The organism is Bradyrhizobium guangxiense (assembly GCF_004114915.1).
Taxonomy (GTDB): Bacteria; Pseudomonadota; Alphaproteobacteria; order Rhizobiales; family Xanthobacteraceae; genus Bradyrhizobium; species Bradyrhizobium guangxiense.
Map to the genome: position 1 here is coordinate 6,216,598 of NZ_CP022219.1, position 15,571 is coordinate 6,232,168.

Below are 15,571 nucleotides of genomic sequence, written 5' to 3' on the forward strand. Positions count from 1 at the left end.
TCGCGCGGCAGAGCGGGCGGCTGGCCGCGATCACTCGCAACGAAAGCTCTGTCCTTATCCGTAATACCGCTCCAGCAGGCTTCTCTCGACCTTGCAGATATACGTGTACTTTGGATTGACCATTTGCGTGCAGCGGGCCTCTGCGATCTGGCCCAGCAGCATGTAGCCTTCGGCCGCTGGAATCTTCCAGTCGTCCTCCATCCAGTAGACCATCTCCTCGAAAGCCATGCGCATCGCGTCTTCGAGCGGGCGGGCGCATCCCAGCGTGCAGATGTGGGTCGCGGTCTGGATGCGCGGATGATTCAGCCTCACGGGTGCCTTGGCCAGCGAGACCTTGACGGTGAGATTGGCCGCGATCTCGATCGCGCCCATTCCGTTGCATTCGCCGTCGCCCTGGATGGCGTGACAGTCGCCCAGGAAGAGATGCGCGCCGTCCTTGTTGACGCGGAAGAAGATGCTATTGCCCGTGGTGATCTCCTGGACGTCCATGTTGCCGCCATGCGTCCCGTTGTCGACGGTCAGAACAGCCCCGTGCACCGGGGCCACGCCGGCCACGCCGATCATCGGCTTGACCGGCAGGCGGAGATGCTCGTTCCAGTGCACGTGACCGTCCTTGACTTCGACGACGCGTGTCTGGATGCCGAATTCCTTGCGCCTGACCCAATCGGGAAACATGCCAATGCCCGGCCAGAGCGCGGTGAAGCCGAGCTTGTCGAGCTCCATGTTCACCACATCGAGACGCAGCATGTCGCCCGGCTTTGCGCCGCGCACCTCGATCGGTCCGGTGGCGCCGTTGACGAACGGCATCGTCACGTCGGCCTCGGTCAATTGCTGTCCGAGATGACGGATGGTGCCGTCATTGGCATTGATGGCGCATTCCACCACGAAGGTTTCGCCGGGCTCGACGCTAGCGACGAACTTGTCGTCGCCGGACAGCGCGTACTTGATGTTACCGGCCTTGCTGATGCGCTTGGACATGGTCTCTCCGTGGACATTTGCGGATGCGATGAAGTTGACGCGCGAAGCGGATGAGAGTCGCAGACGATCTTCCCTATGCCTGTCGGCGCCAGGGCATCAGCAGCCGTTCGATCTTGCCGACCAGCCAGGTGAGAACCAGCGCGAGCACGATCGTCACGACCAGCGCGGCGAAGACCTTGGGAATGATGTAGAGCGATCCCGCTTTGAAGATGGCGTGTCCCAGCCCCTCGGACGACGACATGAACTCACCGACGATGGCGCCGATCAACGCGAAGCCGACCGTCAACTTCAGCCCTGCGAAGATATCGGTGAGCGACGCAGGGATCACGAGCTTCCGAAAGATCTGGAATCTCGAGGCGCCCAGGGTTTTCATGAGATTGATCTGGTCTCCATCGACGCCGACAGCTCCCTTGTAGGACGTTACCAGCGCGACGATCACCACCGACAGGGTCGACATTGCAACCTTCGAGACCAGTCCGGTGCCGAACCAGATGATCACGATGGGCGCGAGCGCGATGATGGGGATCGAGCCGAGTGCGATGACGAACGGTTCGATGACCCGGGACACGAAACGCGAATACCAGAGCGACAGGCCGAGCAGAGTGCCGACCAGGTTGCCTATGAAGAAGCCGAGCAGCGTCTCCATGCCGGTGACCGCCGCATCACGCCAAAGGCTGCCGTCCTGCGCCATCTGCATCAGGAAAACCGCGATTGCCGACGGCGATCCGAACATGAAGGCGGCCGGGCTGCCCTTCGGCGTGGCGCGTTCCCACACGACAAGAAGAGCGGCCAGAACGAGAACTTGAGTCGCCAGCACGGCGATGCCGAAGCGCAAGCGCTTCCACTTTGCGCGTGCCACCGGCGACGGAACGCTTCCGGCAGGCTTCGACGCGTCAACCATGCTGGTCCCGATATCCGTTGTCATTGGATCGCAACGTCGAGATCGGCCCAGATGCGCCGGACGTAGCGGCTAAAATCCGGGTTTTCGCGCAGCGAGATGACGTCGGCGCGATTGGAGCCGAGTTCGATCTCATAAGCCGCCTTCACCGCGGTCGGCCGCCGCGTCAGCACGATGACGCGATCCGCGATCGAAACCGCCTCCTCAATGTCATGGGTGATGAGCAGCATCGAGCGCCCGCCTTTGCGGACCAGACTGACCATGTCACTCTCGATGAGCAGCTTGGTCTGAAAATCGAGTGCGGCGAACGGCTCGTCCAGGAGCAGCACGTCCGGGGCATTCACCAGCGTGCGCGCCAACGCGACCCGCTGCCGCATTCCACCCGACAGCGTCGCGGGATAGTGGTCTGCGAACCCATGCAGTCCAAGCTGGTCGAGCATGGCCCGGCTGCGGTCTTCGGCCTCGGCAGCAGGAACACCCCGGATCTCCAGGCCGAGCATGGTGTTGGCGAGCGCCGTACGCCACGGGAACAGGAGGTCCTTCTGAAGCATGTAGCCGACGTTCTGGGGCTGACCAACGACTTGCCGACCGTGCCAGCGGATGCGGCCGGCATCAGGCGCCAGCAGGCCACAGAGTGTGTTGAGCAATGTGGTCTTGCCGCAACCGGAGGGACCGACGACGCTGACGATCTCACCCTTGCGCAGCGTGAGGCTGAGATCGGCAATCACCGGCACGACCTGCCCGTTGAGGTCGTAGCCTTTTGCGACGTGCTCGACGACGAGCGGGAGAGCAGTGCCGTTCACGGCCTCGCCCTCACCAGGCCTTGCGTGTGTGGCAGCCTCAACGCTCATTTCAGGCTGGCAATCGCCTTTTCGGCAAACGAGTTGTCGATGATCTGATCGAACGGGACTGATCCTTTGGCGTTGCCGAGGTAGATCTGCATGTCCATCAGGTTCTTCCACTGATCCTGCTTGGTGATGACCGACTGCGCCGGGATGAGATATTTCAGCTCGGCGTCGATCGCCTTGTCGACGACGTCGCCGGGAAGATCGGGGAACTCCTTGCGCGCGACCTCCTTGGCGAAAGCGGGATCGGCGTAGGTCTTGCGCGAGGCCTCCTCGAAGGACGTGACCAGCGCCTGCACCATCGCAGGGTCCTTCTGGAGCGTCGAGGGCAGCACCATGATGCCGGTATTGCAGAACGGCCCGACATAGTTCGAGAAGTCGAACACGACCTTGGCGCCTTGAGCCTCCGCGGCGGCGACGCTCGGCTGATAGGCGACCGCCATGTCGGCCTGCCCGGCCAGCATCGCCGCGATCTCGGTGCCGGGATTGACCGGAACGATCGTCGCGTCGGTGCCCAGCTTCAGGCCGGCTTTCTCCAGCATCCGCTTGGTAACGCTGAAATTGGTGTTGGGCTCGGGCGAAGTGACGATCTTGAGACCCTTGAACTCCTTCGGATCGGTGATCGGTTTGAGCGTCTTGGACACCCCAAAATAGTGCGCACGCTGCACGACCGTACCGACCACGACGCCGGGGCCGCCGTTCTCGCGGGAGATCTGCGCCATGGTCGCATCGCCAATCGCGAAGTCCGCGGAGCCGCCAAGCACCGCCGCAAAGGTCTGGGTGTCGCCGCCGGCGGCGGTCACCTTCATGTCGAGACCGTTCTTCTTGAAGATGCCGGCATGCATGCCGACGTAGAGGTTGATGTAGCCCAGATTGTGCACGGCCTCACTGAAGCGGACGGTCTTGAGCTCGGCGGCGGAGGCGATGCGGGATCCGAGCAGCGGCGCGGCGCCAATTCCGGCGGCGACAACGGACGAGCCGGCAAGGAAGGTGCGGCGACTGAGCGCGCGGCTGCTCGGCGGAGCGAGACGAACATGGTCGGTCATGGCGCTGACTTCTCCAGGGAATGCTGACGGGGCAGCCCAAAGACTAGGCGCCGACTGCACCGCATCAAGCCGAAATAAGCGACGCGATTTGCTTGCGATTTGGCGCAGCCCTTCAATATGTCACCCCATTGACGCAGTGTGACGGCGCATGGCCTGAAGACGCGGCTTTGCTGCCCGCCGCATCATCGCGCTGCCGAATTCAGCACCGCGCGCGAATGGTTTTCGTCATTTCTGACATTTTGACTGCATAAAAGATTTGCAGGCCGCGTAGCATATAGCCACGCCGTTCGCGACGGCCGCAGGCGACTACGGATTGACGCGCACCGAGGAGAAGCGGCCAGTCAATGCCCCTCCACATTTTTCGGCTGCGATGCGGCTCGCCCGGGTCGGCTCGCGCGGCGTCGCCGGGGAAGGAGCCCCGTCCTTCCTGACGTCGCCATCCGCCTTGCGCAAGAGTTCGAAGAGATTGTTGACCAACCCGCGCAAACGCAGATTCTCCGATTTCAGATCGTTCATCCGCTGAACGGCGGGAACATCGAGCGTGCCGAAGTTGCGACGCCACCGGTAGAAGGTACGTTCTGTGATGTCGGCGGCCTTGCAGATTTCTGCAATGGACACCCCGGAACTCGCCTCGGCAAGGAGATGAATGATCTCATTCTCGGTGAATCGGGATCGCCTCATCGCTCTCTCCATCGGCCCGTCGTTTGCAGAGGCTCGAACGCCGGCCCCGCGCTGGGCCTCAAGTCAGTATAGCCGAAGGATCGCCGGCGCCTAGAATATCCGAGGACGATTTTGCCGGTCGCAGCCGTGGCGATCCGGGGCGGATCGCTCTTGGAGCCCAAAAAAGCCCGAACCGCTACGCCTGGAGTTGTCCAATGCAGCGCCGCCACGAGATCCCCGCCACACCCCAAAACATGGTGTGGGGCTATTTGGACTGCAACACGCCGCCTGTCCTCGAGGTCAGTTCCGGCGACAGCGTGACACTGCACAGCTTCCCGGCCGGAGGAAAGGAGACGCTGCCGGACGATCGGTCTTTGGTCCCCGAAGACTATCTGCTCGCCCTGGAAACGATGCAGCCCGGGCCGGGGCCTCACTTCATTACCGGGCCCGTCTATGTGCGCGGCGCCAATGTCGGCGATGCACTCCAGGTCGACATCCTCGACGTGAAGGTGCGCCAGGACTGGGGCTTCGTGTCAGTCCTTCCTCTGCTCGGAACGCTGCCGGACGAGTTCACGGACTATGAAACGATCCATCCCAGGATCGACCGCAAGCGCGAGGTCTGCATCATGCCGTGGGGCACTGAGATCCCGCTCGCTCCCTTTTTCGGCATCATCGCCACTGCCCCACCACCGAGCTGGGGCCGCTGCGGCTCCCCCGTTCCGCGCGCGTTCGGCGGCAACATGGACAACAAGGAGCTGCGGGCCGGCACGACGCTGTATCTGCCGGTATTCAACGAGGGCGCGTTGTTCTTCGCCGGTGACGGCCACGGCGTGCAGGGCGACGGCGAAGTCTGCATCACCGCGCTCGAGACCGGCGTGAGCGGGACATTCCGCCTGACCGTGCGCAAGGACATGGATATCAAATGGCCCTTTGCCGAGAGCGCGACACATCTCATGTCGATCGGCCTTGACGAGGATCTCGACGATGCCGCCAAGCAAGCGGTCCGGGAAATGGTCAAGCATGTCTGCGCACGGACGAACCGAACGCGCAACGAGGCCTACATGTTGTGTTCGCTGGCCGGGAATCTTCGCGTCACCCAACTCGTCGACGGCAACAAGGGCATCCATATGCTGTTGCCGAAAGCGCTGCTGTAGCGCCCCGCCCAGCCACTGAAAATCGACGCCAGACACACAGCCATCGACGGCGTGGCCCGCCATGCGTCGCCGGCGGCTTGACCTTTGCCGATTATGTAACATATAAAGTTACATGAAACGAGACAGCCGATTATCCGGGGTGCTGCATGTCCTTTTGCACATGGCGCAGCAGCCTGGGCCATTCACGTCCGAGAGGCTGGGGAAGGCCATGGACACCAACCCTGTGGTGATCCGGCGCATCATGGCGGGGCTGAGGGAGCTCGGTTACGTCCGCTCCGAGAAGGGACATGGCGGCGGCTGGACGCTGGCCTGCGACCTGTCGAAGCTGACGCTGCACGATGTCTATGCCGCGCTCGGCAGCCCTTCGCTGCTGGCGATGGGCAACCGCACCGAGGCGCCGGGCTGTCTGGTCGAGCAGGCCGTCAATGCCGCGCTCGATCAGGCCTTTGGCGATGCCGAGGCGGTGCTGCTGGCGCGCCTCGGCGAAGTGACGCTGGCGATGCTGGGCGAGGATTTGCGCAAACGGCTCGGGGCTCGAAAGATCCACGACATCAGCGCGCATCGCGCGTGAACGGCTCCATTCACGGGACAACATCATGACCGACATTCAAGCCGCATTCTCCGACCCGCAATTCGTGGCGAGATACACGGAGGGGCCGCGGCGCTTCGTGCCGGGCTATGACGCCATGCAATCCATGACGACGATTCTGCTCGCCGAAAGCGTCCCCGGCGATGGGCAGGTGCTCGTCCTCGGCGCGGGCGGCGGCCTGGAGCTCAAAGCGTTTGCGCAAGCGCATCCCGGTTGGCGCTTCGACGGCGTTGATCCGTCCGCTGCGATGCTGGCGCTGGCCGGGCAAACCCTGGGACCGCTCGCACCACGTGCACGCCTTCATCAAGGCTATATCGATGATGCGCCGGAGGGACCGTTCGACGGAGCCAGCTGTCTCTTGACCCTGCACTTCGTCGACGTCGCAGAGCGGCGCCGCATCGCCTCGGAGGTCCGCCGCCGCCTCAAGCCGCGCGCTCCCTTCGTGGTCGCGCATCTGAGCGCGCCGGATGGCGAGGAAGAGCGCCGGCTGTGGCTGTCACGTTATTCTGCCTTCCTGGCAGCGTCCGGCGTCGAGCCCGAGCAGGCGGCGGCCGCGAAAGACGCCGTCACCAATCACCTGGAAATTCTCGCGCCCATGCAGGATGAGGCGATCCTGCGCGAGGCCGGCTTCTCGAACCCGACCTTGTTCTATACCGGCTTCGCCTTCCGGGGCTGGGTGGCTTATGCGTGAGGCGGCACCACGGGCAAGCGTTCGTGCCGGCAATGCGCCGGGTGTGTGGACATGATCCCTTACTCCGCGAACGAGGCTGTGTCCGTTTCGCCTTTCAACACCTGACATGGGCAGTTCGCTCCTGCGTGTCGGCAAAGGGCCCAAGAGCGGCTGTCGCATACAGTCTTTTGAACAGGAAGGAGAGGTCGCCTTGCAAACGGCATCTCCTTCGTGCGGGAAGGCGGTGATGGATGAGAGATGTCGTCAAGACCTGATGAACGTGAGCAGGTCGGAGTTGAGGACATCCGCATGCGTGGTGAGCATACCATGGGGATAGCCGGGATATGTCTTCAGCGCCCCGTTCTTAAGGAGGTCGACCGCACGCGGCACTGAACTTGCGAACGGGACCACCTGATCAGCCTCGCCATGCATCACCAGCACTGGCACGGTGATCTTCTTGAGGTCTTCGGTATAATCTTCAAGCCAAGACGCGACGGTTGCGTAGTGAGCGAGGGCACCGCCAGCCATGCCTTGGCGCCACCAGTTCGCAATGATCGCCTCCGAAGGCTTCGTCCCATCCAGGTTGTAGCCGTAAAACGGATTCTCAGGGACGAACCGGTAGAACTCCGAGCGATTGTTCAGCACGCCTGCCCGGATCGCTTCGAACCACTCCGGCGGTTGACCGGACGGGTTATCTCCGCTCCGGTACATGTTCGGCGTCAGTGAAGCGACCAGAACCGCCTTCGCGACGCGCTCTTGGTGGCCAGCGACATAGCGAGCCACCTCACCGCCACCTGTCGAGTGCCCGATGTGGATCGCGTTGCGCAGGTTGAGGTGCTCAGTCAAGGCCGCGAGGTCGGCAACCCAGTGGTCCATGTCGTTGCCGGTGCTGGGCTGGTCGGACCGGCCGTGGCCGCGCCGGTCGTGGGCGATCACCCGATACCCGTGATGCAGGAAGAACATCATCTGGGCATCCCAGTCGTCCGCTGTCAGCGGCCAACCGTGGCTGAAAACAATCGGCTGGCCTGAGCCCCAGTCCTTGTAGAAGATGTTTACGCCGTCTGTAGTGGTGATCATGGACATCGAGTCGCTCCATCTGGGCTGTAGACATTTCATTGAAAGGACAGCGATCAATTGATCCACCGAGCCACGCGTTCCTCAATTTCGCGGGCACAATTTTGGAATTGCGGCCTGGAGAGCCGTTGCTTGGCAACACCCGACCGCCGACCCAACGTGCAGTTGAGTCCATGTTGAACGGCGCTCACTTCATGGACATCGGCTTTCCAAGTCGGGGTTACCTTGCCGAAGCACAGTCGCGACTACAAACCTCACCATGATGATGGTGGAAGGACACAGCTACGTCTTCCGAAAATCCACGAATCATTGCGACTGTGCGAGATGGGTCAAAAGCAGCAGTCGTGACTCGCTCTGTCGATGTCCGTTCCCTCCGACAGCAGACATGACGATGAGCCTCTTGGCACTCAGTTCGCAACCGCTCACCCACCATCTTCCGACAGCGACGCACCGTCCGCTCCCCGACGTGAGCGGCGGCATCCTCCGCGGCTGCAGCAGCAACGCCGACGTTAACCCTGTCGGCAAATGATTCGCCGGTGGCCGGCGATCGCTGACAAAGTTGCCTTATTGGCGCGGAGAATTCCGGGCGGCACTAACCTAGGTTAGAGGCGCTTATGCTGAAAATGGCGTTGTTGGGCCTCCTCATCCTGTTGAGTGCAGGCGTGCTGTCGGCGATGGAGCTGAACGCTCCGCCGCGTCGCACGGTTGCGATCACCCAGCCGCGCGCCGAGCAGAGCGCAGGCACCTCTGCTTCCCATGACGCGTTGCCGAAGGCCGATCGCCTCGATATTGCCGCCGCGAGCAGTGCGATGCCGACACAGGCTGCTCCAGTCGATGACCATATTGCTCCGCAAGTCATCCAAGCCGGTTCGTCCACGCCGCAACAGATCGTCCGTCAGCGGCGCGATGCGAAGACCAATGCGACCGCCGAACGTCCCAAGCCGAAGCCAAAGGCGCCCGTTGCGAAGCGAGCCGCCAATGTTCCGCGTGCAAAGTCCGCCAGCGAGACCGAGCCCTGTCGCCTCAAGGCGTTCGGCGGCCTGCTCAAGGCATTGAATGTGACCGGTTGCGAAATCTGAGCGCCACTTCGGCATGGCAGGTCGAGGCCATTTTTCCCCCGGCCAACGTCTCGCAAACTCTTCCGATCATCCATATGTTGCCCCCATGAAAAAGATCGGATTCCTCTCCTTCGGGCACTGGACGCCCTCGCCGCAATCGCAGACCCGCTCTGCGCGCGACACGCTGCTGCAATCGATCGAGCTTGCGGTCGCAGCGGAGCAGCTCGGCGCAGACGGCGCCTATTTCCGCGTGCATCACTTCGCGCGCCAGCTCGCCTCACCGTTTCCGCTGCTCGCGGCGGTCGGGGCCAGGACCAGCAGGATCGAGATCGGCACGGCCGTGATCGACATGCGCTACGAGAACCCGCTCTACATGGTGGAAGATGCCGGCAGCGCCGACCTCATCGCCGGCGGGCGACTGCAGCTCGGCATCAGCCGCGGCTCGCCCGAGCAGGTGATCGACGGCTGGCGCTATTTCGGCTACCAGCCGGCCGAGGGCCAGAGCGATGCCGACATGGGCCGGCGCCATGCCGAGGTCTTCCTCGACCTCTTGCGCGGCGAAGGCTTTGCCGAGCCAAATCCGCAGCCAATGTTTCCCAATCCGCCCGGGCTGTTGCGCCTGGAGCCGCATGCGCAGGGCCTGCGCGAGCGGATCTGGTGGGGCGCCGGCTCGAACGCGACCGCGGTGTGGGCGGCCAAGCTCGGCATGAACCTGCAGAGCTCGACGCTGAAGAACGACGAGACCGGCGAAGCCTTCCATGTGCAGCAGGCCGCGCAGATCCGCAGCTATCGTGCGGCATGGAAGGAGGCCGGTCACGCCCGCGAGCCGCGCGTCTCCGTCAGCCGCAGCATCTTCGCGCTGATGGACGATCGCGACCGCGCCTATTTCGGCGGGGAGCGCGGAGGCGAGGACCAGATCGGCTTCATCGACCCGCGCACGCGCGCGATCTTCGGCCGCTCCTATGCCGCCGAGCCGGATGTGCTGGTCCAGCAGCTGCGGCAGGACGAGGCCATCGCCGAGGCAGATACATTGCTGCTGACCATTCCGAACCAGCTCGGCGTCGACTATTGCGCGCATGCGATCGAGGCGATCTTGACGCATGTGGCGCCGGCGCTGGGGTGGCGGTGACATGAGCCGGCGCGGCACGACCAGAAGTCGCGATTGACTCGCCACACCACCCTCGCCGATGATGTCCGCGGGGACTGTCGGACTGAATCGGGGGGCGGAATGCGCTTGGGTCTGGGGATCTTTGTCTTGGCTTTCTTGCTGGCAGGGTGCGCATCGGGGCCGATGGGCAGCGCGGCTCTGACAGAACACGTGAATGCAAATACCGCGCGGCTGGTGGTCTATCGCTCATCGGCCCTGGGTTTCGCGGTCCAGCCAAGCTATTCGGTAGATGGACGCGCCATTGGAGGCAGTCAGGCTGCGGGTTTCGTGGCCTGCGACCTCCCTCCGGGCCGCCACGAGGTTGCGGTCAACAATCTTCCGCTGAGCACCAACCTGTTCGGGCAAGGAAGCGAGAAGGTGAGCCTCGATCTGCGCGCCGGCAGCACCGTCTACCTCTCCGCACAGCCGCAGATGGGAATCATCACGCCCGGCGCAATCACGTTGATCCAGGTCACGGAAAGCCAGGGCCGTGCCGACGTGGCCAGCCTGCATCAGAGCAACAGCTCGTGTGGCAAGACGTGATCTGAGGCGCTCCGGGGATTCCTGAGGAGCCCGCCTCAAGCGGGACGTCTCGAATGGGCCGCACGAGACCGCTCTCAAATTGGTTTGCTATCCGCGCCAGCCTCACCCTGTCTTCGTCCCCGTGATGACCGCCAGCGCCTCGACGAGGCGGTCGAGATCGGCCTCATCGGTGAAGAGCGCCGGAGTCACGCGGATGCATTGGCCCTTGGCGACGCCGGCCCGCCGCACTGTCAGGATCTTGTGGCCGTCCCGGAGCTTCGCCACGGTCGCCTCGTTGTCCGCCTTGCTGGTCCTGCCGGCGAGGCGAAATGAGGTGATCGCGCCGTAAGAGCCGACCTCGTCCGGGGTCAGGATCTCGATGTCCTTCAATCCGCGGGCGCGGCTCACCCAATAGTCGCGTAAGTAGCGCAGGCGGGCCTGCTTCGCCGCGGCGCCGATCTCTTGATGCAGCGCCACGGCCGTCGGCACCGTCAGCACCGTGGCGAAATTGACCGTGCCGGTATGGACCCGCGAGCGGATGTCGCTCTCCGCAAAGTCCTCGTCGCCCATGTCGCGATCGATGGCGGCGAGGCGATCCTTCCTGATGTAGAGGAAGCCTACGCCGAGCGGCGCGCCGATCCATTTGTGCAGATTGAAGCCGACGAAATCGGCCTCGAGCGCGCTCACCTTGAAGTCGATCTGGCCCCAGGAATGCGCGGCGTCGACGATGGTGTCGATGCCCTTGGCCTTCGCCATGCGGGCGATCTCGGCAACCGGCATCACGAAGCCGGTGCGGTGGCTGACATGGGTCAGGAGCAGAAGTCGCGTCTTCGGGTTGGCCTCGATGGCGCGGACATAGGCGTCGAGCACTGCCTGGCGCGTGGCAGGCTCCGGCACGTCGAACTTGACCACGTCGACGCCGCGGCGCGCACGCAGCGCGTTCATCGCATATTGCATCGAATCGTAGTCGAGGTCGGCATAGAGCACGCCGTCGCCGGGCTTCAGCCTGTTGTAGCCGCCGATGAGGAGCTGCAGCGCTTCGGTCGCGCCGCGGGTGAGCGCGATCTCCTCGGGCAGCGCACCGACCGCCTCCGCCACCTTGGCCCGCACGGCCTCGAAATCCGCGCCCGCGCGCAGCCGCGCGTAGTAAGTGTTCTGATAGTTGATCATGTCGGACTGACGGATGAACTCGCGCCGCACGGGCTCGGCCATGATGCCCCAATAGCCGTTCTCGAAATTGACGATGTCGGGCGTCACGGCATAGAGCCGCTTTACCTCCGCCCAATAGGCCTTGTCGGTGGCCCGGGCGACGGCCGAACCGGTCGGCTGCGCCGGAAGGCCCTCGGCAAAAGCCGGCTCCGCAAGCGGCGCCACGGCGGCTGCCGCGAGGCTCTTCAGGATCCAGCGGCGGGCGGACGAAATTGTATCAGTCAGATGCATATCAGTCTCCACGATGCGCGGCGAAAGGAGCAGCGATCAATAGAGCGCGAATGACAGCGGGGTGACAATTCGATGATGGGAGCGCGTCCCACTGCGGTTCGCGAGGCCTAGTTCATCTACCGCCATCGAGCATCTTTGCGTGCGAAGCAGATTACAGGTGAGCTGGTGGCTGCACTGAAGATGAGTCGTCGCAACGCTGCCCCAGCTCGATGGTCGGTTCAGCCGCGCGTACTTTATAAGCAGGCAAATTGCGCGACCCCGGCTTCTACATCGCAGAAGCCGGGGGCCTCCGCATTCAGTGCATGTGGCCGATCAGATAGATGCCGCCGCCGACGACCAGGATGGCGGGCACGGCCCAGAGAATCAATACGGGCATTCTTCCTCTCCTCCAATGACTGCTCCCGCAGAACGCAACGGGAAAAAACGGCAGATGTTCCGCCGCCGACGGAACGGGGAGGCGGATGGCGAGTTCATCGCAGCGCCGCATAAAGCGGCGAGGGAGAATGCAATGAAGAAATTCATGCTGATATCGGCCGCCGCGCTGCTGGTGTCGACCAGCGTCATGGCGCAAACCACCGTCACGACAACGACCGGCGCCGGGCATGGCGCTGCCGTGCAGATCGAACCGGAATATCGCACCAAGATCCGGTCCTACGTCACCGAGCACAAGATCCGCCCGGTCGAAACGCGCGAGAAGATCGTCATCGGCTCCCCGGTGCCGCGGGACGTCGAGCTCACGGCTGTTCCGAGCGACTGGGGTCCTTCGCTCACCAAATACCGCTACGTCTATTCAGGCAGCCACGTGATGCTGGTCGATCCCGAGACCCGCATGGTCGTCCAGGAAGTGGACTAACGCCGCCACGCAAGCGGGCCGTGGAGAAGCGGCCCGCCTGCGTCATCACACCCGTTCTTGCCGCGGTAGCATTCGATGCCCATCGTTCGATACGTCCTGTTTGCCAGCGCCTTCGTCGTTGCGCTGCTGTTCGCACTCGATCGCTCACTGCCACCGCCGGCCGGCCTCGCTCCGGCGCCCGGGGTCGACCGCAGCATCATTCGCATCCACTCCGCACGCACCTGGCCTGAAAAGATCATCTTCGACACATCTAGCCAGATCGCGACAGCCGTTTCCTCGCCCCTGCTTGCCGGCCAGCAAAGCGACGATCATGCGGACCACGCGTTGGCGATGGCTGCGCCGCAGAAGCCGGAGACGAAAGCCCCACCGGCATCCCAGCCGAGCGCCGCACGCACAACGAGCCTTCGTTCGAAGCGGACTGCGCGTGCTGCCTCCATGCGCCGTCTTTACGATCGACAGGCGATGGTCGGAGCATTCTGACAGAAGCTGCCGCCGGTCCCGGCATCGCGCGCACAAACACTCGCGTTCGGCGCAGATGAACAATGAATGAATGAATTGCGATGCGCGCCGCGCTCGGGCCGCGGAACTCCCATGAGCACTGAATCGACGCGTCAGCGTGTCCGACGCAAGGAACGTTTACACGATTACCAATTTATCCCGAGCCTGCTTTGGCGATTTGTCTTTGCAAAACCTTGGAGGAGATGGACATGAGGATCCTGAAGCTTTCTGCGGCTGCGGCCGCGCTGCTGGCCGGCACGGCACTCGCCGTTGCGCAATCGAGCTCGACGGTCGGCACCGGCGGTTCGTCGGCGGGTGGCGGCACCAGCAACTCGACCGTAGGCACCGGCGGCTCTGCGGCCGGTAGCGGCACGGGCAGCGGCTCGGCCTCAACTCTCGGCACCGGTGGCTCGTCGGCGGGCGGTGGCACCAGCAGCTCGACTGTGGGCACCGGCGGCTCCGCAGCCGGCAGCGGCACAGGCAGCGGCTCGGCCTCGACGCTCGGCACCGGCGGCTCGTCCGCGGGCGGCGGCAAGAGCTCGTCCAGCGTCGGCACCGGCGGCTCGGCCGCAGGCAGTGGCTCGACCGTTGGCCAGTCTGGCGCGTCGAAGTCGCCCGGCATGGGCGACGGCAAGTCCGGCAGCCATGCCAGTGACATGGGCCTGGAAAAGGGCAAGGGCCACAACAAGGACGAGTGGAAGAAGGACAAGAACTAGTCCGATCCCGGGAGCGGCCGCGTGCCGCTCCCTTCGTCCATGTTGAGGAGGAGCTGCCATGAACAAGTCAATCATTGCGATCGCGGCACTGGTTCTGATGGGCGGCGCTGCATCGGCAGAAACCATGGAAAAGACCGGCAAGACGACGTCGGGCGAGACCTGCAAGGTCACCGTCGAGAAACATGCAGACGGCAGCATCAGCGCAGCCGGTGCGTCGGGCTCCGGCACCACCGGCTCGACGGCGTCGAGCGGTTCGCTTTCGAGCTCGAGCTCGGCCGGTGGATCGTCCGTGCATGTTCAGGCGGGCGGCGGCAACGTCTCGAGCTCCTCGTCGACGGCGGGTGGTCCTGGCACGACCAGCGCCAGCACCATCACCGTCAACGGCTGCACGATCTCGACCTCGTCACCCTAATCGTTCGAGCGTGATCGTTTCGGAAAAGCGCTGAGCATTCTTCGGATCATGCCCCAAACCTAGAGAGGATTGCACATGAGAACGTTAGTCATGACCGCAGCGGCTGCAGCTCTGCTTGCCGCCTCACCGGTTCTCGCGCAGACCAGTATCACCGGCGGAAGCGGCGGCTCGGCCGCGGTGGGCGGCACCTCGGCCTCGACCGTCGGCACCGGTGGGACGTCCACCTCGGCGACGGGCCGCACCGGCTCGTCGATCGCGGCCGGCGGAAGCGCCGCTGCCGTGAGCGGCAAGACGCAGACCGGGGTCAGCATGAACAAGGGCAATGGCCCCGTGATGAACTCGAATGCCCGGGCGCAGGCGCATGAGGGCGGCACGTTCAGCCGCTCGCATACGCGCACCAAGGTCAAGGCCGGCGAAGAGGTGGGCTCGACCACCAAGACGATGTCTCATGTGCCGGGCTCGAAGCCGACCATGTCGACCACGTCAACGACCGCACGCTAACCCTCACGACCTGCTGCCCGACTTGCTCGGGCAGCTCTTTTTGGATCCGCTCAGTTGGCGCTCAGGCTGTGGCTAATGCGCGTCACGACGCGGTCCCATTGTCGCTTCTCGGCCTCGGGATAATTGATCAGCACGCAGTGCACATATCCCCGAGAAAAATTGCAGCGATCGTACCAGATCTTGTCGCGCTTGATGCTCGAGACCACGAAGAAATCACGCGCCACGCGCTTATAAATGATTCCGGATGGTGGATTCTTCTTCGCCAGAAATTGCGCCGGGGTCAGACCCTGCTCATTGGAAACGGCCTGCACGGTGAGGTCTGCCCTGCCGTCCGACGTACGAAATTGCTGACCATAGCCATCGGGCTTGCCGGCCAACTCCGCGAACAGCGATCTTGGAAAATCGACCGACGTCCCGGTCTCGGCAATACGATAACTGGTCCAGCTGTCGGCGCGGGCGGCGGACAGCGTGGCAAGCAGCGCGAGGATCGCGACGAATGTCGTCTTCATC

At 63.6% G+C, this 15,571-nt stretch carries 19 protein-coding genes; 11 read left to right on the forward strand and 8 right to left on the reverse strand.

What is annotated here, in order from left to right; all coding sequences use genetic code 11:
• Positions 1–54 precede the first annotated feature (54 nt).
• From X268_RS29810 to X268_RS29830, 5 genes are all read right to left on the reverse strand, one after another.
• Positions 55–978, reverse strand: a complete 924-nt coding sequence (locus tag X268_RS29810; protein WP_128928251.1) for an acetamidase/formamidase family protein — start codon at positions 976–978, stop codon at positions 55–57.
• Positions 979–1,051: 73 nt separating this feature from the next.
• A complete protein-coding gene (locus X268_RS29815; RefSeq protein ID WP_245477704.1) occupies positions 1,052–1,879 on the reverse strand; it encodes an ABC transporter permease in 828 nt (275 codons plus the stop codon).
• A gap of 20 nt (positions 1,880–1,899) precedes the next feature.
• The gene (locus X268_RS29820; protein ID WP_245477706.1) at positions 1,900–2,727 is read right to left on the reverse strand and encodes an ABC transporter ATP-binding protein; all 828 of its coding nucleotides are present in this window, start codon (positions 2,725–2,727) and stop codon (positions 1,900–1,902) included.
• On the reverse strand, positions 2,724–3,767 hold the full coding sequence (locus X268_RS29825; RefSeq protein WP_128928254.1) for an ABC transporter substrate-binding protein: 1,044 nt from the start codon (positions 3,765–3,767) through the stop codon (positions 2,724–2,726). The genes X268_RS29820 and X268_RS29825 overlap by 4 nt, the downstream gene beginning before the upstream one ends.
• 306 nt (positions 3,768–4,073) lie before the next feature.
• A complete protein-coding gene (locus tag X268_RS29830) occupies positions 4,074–4,460 on the reverse strand; it encodes a transposase (RefSeq protein ID WP_128928255.1) in 387 nt (128 codons plus the stop codon).
• A 182-nt stretch (positions 4,461–4,642) separates the two neighbouring features.
• Here X268_RS29830 and X268_RS29835 point away from each other — a divergent pair, with 182 nt between their 5' ends.
• The 3 genes from X268_RS29835 (at position 4,643) to X268_RS29845 (ending at position 6,861) form a co-directional block, all read left to right on the forward strand.
• Entirely contained in the window at positions 4,643–5,581 is a 939-nt protein-coding gene (locus X268_RS29835; RefSeq protein ID WP_128928256.1) for an acetamidase/formamidase family protein, read from the forward strand.
• 112 nt (positions 5,582–5,693) lie between these two features.
• The gene (locus X268_RS29840) at positions 5,694–6,152 is read left to right on the forward strand and encodes an Rrf2 family transcriptional regulator (RefSeq protein WP_128928257.1); all 459 of its coding nucleotides are present in this window, start codon (positions 5,694–5,696) and stop codon (positions 6,150–6,152) included.
• Between the two features lie 25 nt (positions 6,153–6,177).
• Positions 6,178–6,861 (forward strand): class I SAM-dependent methyltransferase, encoded by a 684-nt coding sequence (locus tag X268_RS29845; protein WP_128928258.1) that lies wholly within the window; start codon positions 6,178–6,180, stop codon positions 6,859–6,861.
• A 243-nt stretch (positions 6,862–7,104) separates the two neighbouring features.
• On the opposite strand, the gene X268_RS29850 is transcribed toward X268_RS29845, so the two are convergent.
• On the reverse strand, positions 7,105–7,923 hold the full coding sequence (locus X268_RS29850) for an alpha/beta fold hydrolase (protein WP_128928259.1): 819 nt from the start codon (positions 7,921–7,923) through the stop codon (positions 7,105–7,107).
• A 605-nt stretch (positions 7,924–8,528) separates the two neighbouring features.
• On the opposite strand from X268_RS29850, the gene X268_RS29855 reads away from it, so the two are divergent.
• The 3 genes from X268_RS29855 to X268_RS29865 all read left to right on the forward strand — a co-directional run bounded on the left by X268_RS29855 (position 8,529) and on the right by X268_RS29865 (position 10,662).
• Positions 8,529–8,993 carry a hypothetical protein gene (locus X268_RS29855; RefSeq protein ID WP_128928260.1) on the forward strand — a complete coding sequence of 155 codons (465 nt, stop codon included), beginning with the start codon at positions 8,529–8,531 and terminating at the stop codon, positions 8,991–8,993.
• Between the two features lie 85 nt (positions 8,994–9,078).
• Entirely contained in the window at positions 9,079–10,101 is a 1,023-nt protein-coding gene (locus X268_RS29860) for an LLM class flavin-dependent oxidoreductase (RefSeq protein WP_128928261.1), read from the forward strand.
• 126 nt (positions 10,102–10,227) lie between these two features.
• Positions 10,228–10,662 carry a DUF2846 domain-containing protein gene (locus X268_RS29865; RefSeq protein ID WP_245477707.1) on the forward strand — a complete coding sequence of 145 codons (435 nt, stop codon included), beginning with the start codon at positions 10,228–10,230 and terminating at the stop codon, positions 10,660–10,662.
• A 102-nt stretch (positions 10,663–10,764) separates the two neighbouring features.
• Here X268_RS29865 and X268_RS29870 read toward each other — a convergent pair whose 3' ends face one another.
• A complete protein-coding gene (locus X268_RS29870; protein ID WP_128928263.1) occupies positions 10,765–12,081 on the reverse strand; it encodes an aminotransferase class V-fold PLP-dependent enzyme in 1,317 nt (438 codons plus the stop codon).
• 508 nt (positions 12,082–12,589) lie between these two features.
• Between X268_RS29870 and X268_RS29875 the strand changes: the two genes are divergently transcribed.
• The 5 genes from X268_RS29875 to X268_RS29895 all read left to right on the forward strand — a co-directional run bounded on the left by X268_RS29875 (position 12,590) and on the right by X268_RS29895 (position 15,061).
• Positions 12,590–12,934 carry a DUF1236 domain-containing protein gene (locus X268_RS29875; protein ID WP_128928264.1) on the forward strand — a complete coding sequence of 115 codons (345 nt, stop codon included), beginning with the start codon at positions 12,590–12,592 and terminating at the stop codon, positions 12,932–12,934.
• A gap of 75 nt (positions 12,935–13,009) precedes the next feature.
• Positions 13,010–13,414, forward strand: a complete 405-nt coding sequence (locus X268_RS29880) for a hypothetical protein (RefSeq protein ID WP_128928265.1) — start codon at positions 13,010–13,012, stop codon at positions 13,412–13,414.
• 227 nt (positions 13,415–13,641) lie between these two features.
• Positions 13,642–14,148 carry a hypothetical protein gene (locus tag X268_RS29885; RefSeq protein ID WP_128928266.1) on the forward strand — a complete coding sequence of 169 codons (507 nt, stop codon included), beginning with the start codon at positions 13,642–13,644 and terminating at the stop codon, positions 14,146–14,148.
• A 58-nt stretch (positions 14,149–14,206) separates the two neighbouring features.
• The gene (locus X268_RS29890) at positions 14,207–14,560 is read left to right on the forward strand and encodes a hypothetical protein (protein WP_128928267.1); all 354 of its coding nucleotides are present in this window, start codon (positions 14,207–14,209) and stop codon (positions 14,558–14,560) included.
• A gap of 75 nt (positions 14,561–14,635) precedes the next feature.
• The gene (locus X268_RS29895; protein WP_128928268.1) at positions 14,636–15,061 is read left to right on the forward strand and encodes a hypothetical protein; all 426 of its coding nucleotides are present in this window, start codon (positions 14,636–14,638) and stop codon (positions 15,059–15,061) included.
• Between the two features lie 50 nt (positions 15,062–15,111).
• On the opposite strand, the gene X268_RS29900 is transcribed toward X268_RS29895, so the two are convergent.
• Positions 15,112–15,570 (reverse strand): hypothetical protein, encoded by a 459-nt coding sequence (locus tag X268_RS29900; RefSeq protein WP_128928269.1) that lies wholly within the window; start codon positions 15,568–15,570, stop codon positions 15,112–15,114.
• Position 15,571 lies beyond the last annotated feature (1 nt).